This is a genomic window from Blautia sp. CAG:257, from assembly GCF_000433815.1.
Lineage (GTDB): Bacteria > Bacillota > Clostridia > Lachnospirales > Lachnospiraceae > Blautia_A > Blautia_A caecimuris.
The window spans coordinates 402-6,335 of record NZ_HF999051.1 but is presented as its reverse complement, the minus strand read 5'-3'; the positions used below and the strand labels follow the sequence as shown (position 1 = coordinate 6,335).

Below are 5,934 nucleotides of genomic sequence, written 5' to 3'. Positions count from 1 at the left end.
TACAGATTTGTAGCCGGATCTTTCTTTACAACATTAGTAACTGCTGTCCAGTCTTCAAAATAGTATCTATTACCATTGATTGTTTTCCATCCGGCTCCATATAATCTGCCCTCTTTTGTTGCATAATAAAACTTATTATTATACTTGATCCATTGGCTCTTATATTTTTTTCCACGACACTGCGTTGATGAACTGCGTTCAAAAAAGTACTTATAATCACCTACCGTCACGGGTCCGCTTGCCATACGTCCATCACCAAGAAAATATCTGTCACCTGACCATTGGCTCTGAACATTTTCACCATTTGAGTCGAACAAAAACCATCCAACATGTTTACCATTCATGGTAACATTCTGGATTCCCTTCATTTCCTGAATACGACCGGGAAGACTTCCGATATAATAATAACGTCCTTTCTTGTTTCCGTGTACACGAATCCACCGTTTAGTCCATTCTACACGTTTTCCGTCTTTACCAAAATAATATCTGGCATTATTCCATTTAACAACGCTGTCTTTGTATACCCAGCCATATTTATTTGCCATATAGTAGGAACCATTAGCAGCTTTAATCACTTTGTCTTTGGCAAGATATCCGTAAGAATCAATCAGATATTCTGTATTCTTGGAAGGCGCAAGCAATTTATATACACCTGCTCCTTTTTTTTGATTAAGACCGTTGGATCCAAAGAAAAGCCATTTGTCTCCCTTGCTGGTTTTCATACTTGCCCAACGATTGAATACCATTTTTCCAGGAACCTTTTCGCCTGGCTCACTCTTTCTGAATGCATACAGTCCTTTTCTTCCATTATAGGAAGCTTCTACTACACCAATATATGGTTTGCCATCTTCCAAAAGATAATAAAACTGACCACCAATCTTGTATATCATATTAGGTGTAATTTCTTCTGCTCTTCCATCCTCACCATATTTATGAAAAGCGCCTGCATCCCACATGTATCCGGTATTCTTCTGCATCTGTCCCATGTTGGAATTAAAAGGAGTAGGTGTATTTCCTGCCTCTGTGTCAGGATTTGTCACCTTGGCACTGGAGCTGTACTGAAAGAAATACTCAGCTGGTGAATCGTAAGAAAATCCCTCTGTTCCTGGATTCACAACTCTTTTTCCTGTCAGCATACACCCATTTTCATTAAAATAGTATGTTCCTTTTTGAAGAACCTGACCCTGGCTGTCTACTGTTGTAATTTCAACCAATGCATTCCTGTAATATTCCACCGGTTCTTTTGCATCCACAGACATATCATCTTGCGGTATATTATTTTCTGCTTCCGGAACAGCATCCACATCAGGGATTACTTCCGGGATTGTCTCCAGCTGTTCTGTCTCTCCCTGAATATCGTCTGCAGGATTTTCTGTTTCTTCTATGTTCATTGCATCTTCAGATACAGTTTCTGGTTCAACCTCTGTTGCAGAATCCTGATTTTCTGTCTGAACATCCGGCAGTTCCTCCGGTACAGTACCTTCATCAGCAACGGTTCCATCTAAAACTTCTGAGTTTTCATCATCAACTGCAATATCTTTTGTCTTTGGAAGCTTCTGAAGCATCCACTTATTTCCCTCTTCCAGTTTCCAGCGGGTGTAAAGCAGGGTAGCCGTATGCTTTTCTGTATCCTCTGATTCAAAAGATGCTGCCGGTTCTGCAGTTGTATTTTCCATTTCCGGTACAGTCTGAGGCTTCTGTTCCAGTTCAGGCATATTATCACCTGAACTGAAAAGATCATCTGCAAATCCCTCTTCCGGTTCTGTACTGTCTGTCACGTCATTGCCGCCTGTATTATCAGAAGGTTCATCAGAGGGCTGCTGCACCTCTCCCTCAGGATCTCCAACAAAAATGTCTCCACCATCCGTATCTTCCGGCGCCTCTGTTTCACCGCCATCCATCGGCTCTTCTTCCACAGTAACATCTGATGAAGAATCCGAAAAACTGTTTTCAGAATCAGACTCCACTGCCGTATCCAGCATTGCTGCCGCACCGGCCTCAGTTACCATAGATGAACACATTGTCAGGCTCAAAAGAATCGCCACTACTCGTTTTTTCAACGTACTTCCTCCTTATTTATTCTTCTTCATTCCACATGTTATTATTTATTCACCAAGGCCGCTGCTGATAGCTTTGACCATAGCTTTCATTGCCTCCTCCTCGTCTGCCCCTTTGCAGACAAGCTCAATTTCATCCCCGCATTTTACGCAGGCCCCCAATACGCTGAGCACACTCTTTGCATTGGCTGTTCCCCCCTCGTACGTAAAGGTAATCAATGACTGATACTTGATCGCCTCATTACACAAATTCCCTGCAGGCCGCAAATGAAGCCCGGAAGGATTATTGATTGTAATTTTCTGACTGACCATATTCCCTTCTCCTGTTTAACTGTTTTCTTCTGCCTTGGAAATCCTGGAAACCTCAATTTGTGTTTTTACCTCATCCACAAGTTCATATCCCTCGGGAATCTCGATATCAACAACCACCTCGTAAGTTCCTTCTTTTTTATCTTTCAGATCAATGGAGGCTTTAATATTTTTTTCCTTCAGATCTCCCAGGTCCTCTTTTGTTTTCTTTACACGAAGTTCTACCTGTGCCGCATCAAATGCCACCTGCATTCCATCCGGCACGTTTTCCACTTTAATATTTTTTGTAGGAACCTCGCATACAGTACTTCCCTCCGGAAGAATATTTACATGAACAAATACATCTTCACTGGAATCACTGGTCAGTTTCAGTCCCTCCGGAAGATAATCAGATATATTTATTTTTTCTTCACAGTCCTTATCCCTGCCGGATATATCAATAGCCTCTGCGGGAATCCATACTGTGTTATTCTGCTCAGCAAGAGCATGTAACGCCTCATCGCTTCCCGACACACTAATCACATTGGGCGTAGTGGTAACACCTTCCACCCGATAACCATCTGCCGGCGTTCCGGAGCATTCTGCGCTGATTTTTACATCTGTACGCACTTTCCATAAACGGGCAGTCACATAAACCTTTGACACATTAAGATATGACATATCCTGGCTGCTGAACTGCTCGCCGTTTTTGTCAATGACTGTAACATCTGTCTCTCTGGTCACATCGGAAGATGCGCCACTGACATCAACAGAGGCTGTTACTTTATCTATTTTATTGATTAGAGATGTTGGTCCTGTAATCCTGATTTTCTCAGGACTGGATACTAAATTTCCAATTTCATAGCCTCTTTCAGGCTTTGTATCTTTGGTTGTCACAGTAACAACAAACTCCTTAGTTTCCTTATCCTCTATATGAAGGCTGAGATTCTGAGGCGACACCTGAATGTTACCCGGAGCAATATTATCTACTGTAGCCGTAATAGGTACCATAACCGGATTGGTATCCAGGCTCACTGCCTGCTGCAGATCGGCTGCTGCGCGAATATCCGCTGACGTCAGATCATCCAGAACCTTTCTCTGAGCCTTGATTGTGACACGGATCGGCTCCTGTTCCTCATTTCGCATGCACATTTTGCCGTCTGCGTCAATATAGGCTTCATTCAGAAGCTGAACGTCTGTTACTATAAAAGTCTTTTTCACAATCGGATTATCTATATTAATAGCAAGAAGCCATACCAGAACAGCAACAAGCAGAGAAAGAATTTTCAGAGAGAGATTATTTGTCAGTTTTTCCTTCATGCTTTGACCTCCCTTTTAAAAGCTGTCTCAGTTTGTTGTTATCCACGATTGTTTTATTCTGCGCTTTTTCAAGAATTTCTCTCAGCTTGGCAGATGAAACATTTCTCTCAAGTTTCCCTTCCTGCGCCACAGAAATCTGTCCGGTTTCTTCTGATACGATAATGGTTACAGAATCTGAAACCTCACTGATTCCCACCCCAGCCCTGTGTCTGGTTCCAAGCTGCTTGCTCAGTTCCATATTATCTGACAAAGGGAGATAACAGGTAGCTGCCACTATACGGTTCCCTCTCATAACAACTGCCCCGTCATGAAGAGGAGTATTGTGCTCAAATATATTAATAAGAAGCTGACTGGAAAGAACTGCATCCACATTGATTCCTGTACGGATATATTCATCCAGGCGATTTTTCTGTTCAATAACGATCAGAGCCCCTGTCTTAACCTCCCCCATGTCAAAGCAGGCTTTCACAAGTTCGTTGATCGTTTTATCTGTAAAACGCTCTTTTACTTCTTTTCCCACATCAAAGGGAATGATGGCTGACATGATCCGCTTCTGCCCCAGCTGTTCTACAATTTTACGCAGTTCCGGCTGAAAGATAACGATCACTGCCATAATCAGTACGCCGGAAAGCTTGGACACGATCCACAGGATCGTATTCATCTTAAAAATGTACGCAATGAGCAGAAAGGCACTGATAACCAGAAGCCCCTTCAAAAGAGTATAGGCGCGGGTATACTTGATCCATACCATAAACTGATATACAAATACAGAAATCAACAGAATTTCTATTACATCAATGATATTGACAGAAGGCATATTGATATGCGATACGTATCTGTTCAATACACTTATGATGTTCTGCATAACTGCTCCTCTCTTTCTCATACATTTTCATGTTACAGATCACATTTCTGTTACAGATCTTTCAGGGATTCCTCCAGTTTCTTCTCAAAATCAACATTGTCCACAGAAGGTCTTCTGAGCAGCTGCTCATCCTGCTGCGGCCTGCGTTTTCCGGACTGTTTCTTCGGTTCCTGTCCCTGAAACAGCGGCTCGTTATATTTTACCACATGCTCATTCTGTTTTTTTTCTTCCCGTGACGGCTCGGCGTTGATTTTTTTGATACTGCGATCAGAAGTAGCTACAAGAGCCTTGGGAACCGCTTTTACATAATAATAATACTCATCGTCCTCATATTCAAGTCTTTCTGTACGTGTATAGTCTCCTCCGTATACAAAAAATTCAAGAACAAGACCAATAAGGACAGACACAACAGAAAAGATGATCATCGAAACCACAGAGATAGAAATCCCCATAAAAATACTTCCGATCAGCATAATGACTATATAAGTTACGCCGCCTGCAACAATAGCAATGCGCCATGCATAATCAAACATTCTGGTTCTTATCAGATTTACCACCAGTATCACAGCCACAAAAGCCACAAGAGTCAGCCACATCTCTCCGTTTTTCATCAGTCCGTCAGAGAGAAGCGTGATTCTGTCCATGATCTCCCCTTCCGGATTCTGCAGTATCTGAGACTGACTTCCAAGAAATCTTACAAAGTAATAGATAATCACACCGCCGGCTGCCGGAAGTGCAGAAAGCGCACTGCTTAAAAGGCCGCAGCCAACCGGCAGAAGTACCGGAAGGTCAAATGCACAGGCAAGCGGTGTCAAAACCACAACAATATTCTGCTCTGTACTGAATCTGAGAAATACGATCATCATAAAAAGAATCAGAACAAGCATGAATCCCGCAACATCGATTCCCAGAGCATAGCTGTGACCCACCATCATAGCAAATCCTGCAAATATAGTCATTGCAGATGGCAGAATAGAACAGATCAGCGCAAGTATCAGTACCACGAACATATTATCCAGAGCTGTCATATATCCCATATTGGAATTGATCCATATAAAATATATCAGAGCCAGAACAAATTTCATCAATGGCTGCAGATACATTTCATATTTTGCATAGAATCCTTTTATTTTCTGTTTAAATTCCAGTAAAGCTGTCATTTCCGATACCCTCCCGCAGTTCCTCTGCCTGCTGCTTTTTTCTCTTCGCGCGCATAAATCTTGCTGAGTTCAGTAAGCTGGCTGTAATACTCCCGCACACTCTTTTTGGCTTTATAATACCGCACAGAATACTGAATATAAGTAAGAACAGAATATACTACAAGAACAACAGCATATCCTACAATTATGTAAATACCCATGGAAACAAGATTCATCTTATGGATATTTTCCATCAGATACTCAC

Annotated in this window: 5 protein-coding genes and 1 pseudogene; all 6 read right to left on the bottom strand. The window is 42.0% G+C overall.

Annotation, left to right across the window (positions count from 1 at the left end):
- On the bottom strand, positions 1-2,060 hold a 2,060-nt coding region (locus tag QVP40_RS06910; RefSeq protein ID WP_288200367.1), incomplete at its 3' end, for a hypothetical protein.
- 45 nt (positions 2,061-2,105) lie between these two features.
- Positions 2,106-2,369: an HPr family phosphocarrier protein gene (locus tag QVP40_RS06905; protein WP_022067741.1), complete on the bottom strand. Its 264-nt coding sequence runs from the start codon at positions 2,367-2,369 to the stop codon at positions 2,106-2,108.
- A gap of 15 nt (positions 2,370-2,384) precedes the next feature.
- A complete protein-coding gene (locus tag QVP40_RS06900; RefSeq protein ID WP_022067740.1) occupies positions 2,385-3,665 on the bottom strand; it encodes a CdaR family protein in 1,281 nt (426 codons plus the stop codon).
- The gene (gene cdaA, locus QVP40_RS06895) at positions 3,643-4,530 is read right to left on the bottom strand and encodes a diadenylate cyclase CdaA (protein WP_022067739.1); all 888 of its coding nucleotides are present in this window, start codon (positions 4,528-4,530) and stop codon (positions 3,643-3,645) included. Before cdaA ends, QVP40_RS06900 begins: the two co-directional genes overlap by 23 nt.
- Before the next feature lie 50 nt (positions 4,531-4,580).
- Positions 4,581-5,690 carry a hypothetical protein gene (locus tag QVP40_RS06890; RefSeq protein ID WP_022067738.1) on the bottom strand — a complete coding sequence of 370 codons (1,110 nt, stop codon included), beginning with the start codon at positions 5,688-5,690 and terminating at the stop codon, positions 4,581-4,583.
- A pseudogene (locus QVP40_RS06885) lies at positions 5,687-5,934 on the bottom strand (hypothetical protein); the annotation flags it as partial. The gene QVP40_RS06890 and the pseudogene QVP40_RS06885, both read right to left, overlap by 4 nt.